This window comes from Streptomyces sp. SID3343, from assembly GCF_009865215.1.
In the GTDB taxonomy this organism is placed as follows: domain Bacteria; phylum Actinomycetota; class Actinomycetes; order Streptomycetales; family Streptomycetaceae; genus Embleya.
The window spans coordinates 1-686 of sequence record NZ_WWJX01001595.1; the positions used below are offsets into that span (position 1 = coordinate 1).

The window sequence follows — 686 nt, forward strand, 5'->3', positions numbered from 1 at the left end:
CGACGGGGCTACTTCATACGTGTTCCGGGGCGGCTGCCGATCCTTGCCGGGAGGCAGCCGCCCCGTGGGCCGTGACCTTCCTGAGAGGAGCACGACCGTGAGAACCATTGTGAACGGCCGACTGGCCGTGACGAACTTCGAGTTCACCGAGTTGGCGCTGGGCGTCGACCCGGAGCTGTTCACGGGTGTCGACGGGGAGTCCGCCGAAGAGCGGGCCGCCCGGGTCGACGCCGCGCACGACATTCTGACCGCGCTGTGGCGTGAGGACCCCGAGTTGGCTGCCTACGCCGCACAGTTGCTCGGCGAGACGGCGACCGTTCACGCCTTGCCGCGCCGTTTTGTCGCGAGGCGGTGGGCAGCGTGACCGACACCGTCTACTCGATGCGCGCCGGCCGACAGCTCGACAAGGCCAAGGTGATCGAGGCCCAGGCCGCTGCGCAGGCCAAGCAGGCGGAATCGGCGTTTGCTCAGGCGGAAGCCGCTGCAAGGATCGCCACCGTTCAGCGCGAGATGGAGCGCACCACGCGGGACGGTGCTGAGCAGGACAAGGCTGCTGCCCGTGCTGCCCGGAACCTTCGTTGGCGCAAGCGGCTCGATGCGGTTCTCGTTCGCCGTGACTTTGTGATGGTCACGGTGATGATGGCCGCTTCGGTTGGCACGGCGTGGCCCGCGCAGATGTCGTTCTA

The 686-nt window shown here is 67.8% G+C and carries 2 protein-coding genes; both read left to right on the forward strand.

All coding sequences use genetic code 11. The features are described from left to right. The first annotated feature begins 97 nt into the window (after nt 1-97). Complete coding sequence (locus tag GT354_RS50510) at nt 98-364, forward strand: hypothetical protein (protein ID WP_161364987.1); 267 nt, start codon at nt 98-100, stop codon at nt 362-364. Further along, nucleotides 361-686: hypothetical protein (locus GT354_RS50515; protein ID WP_202513197.1), on the forward strand; the 326-nt coding region annotated here is incomplete at its 3' end. The genes GT354_RS50510 and GT354_RS50515, both read left to right, overlap by 4 nt.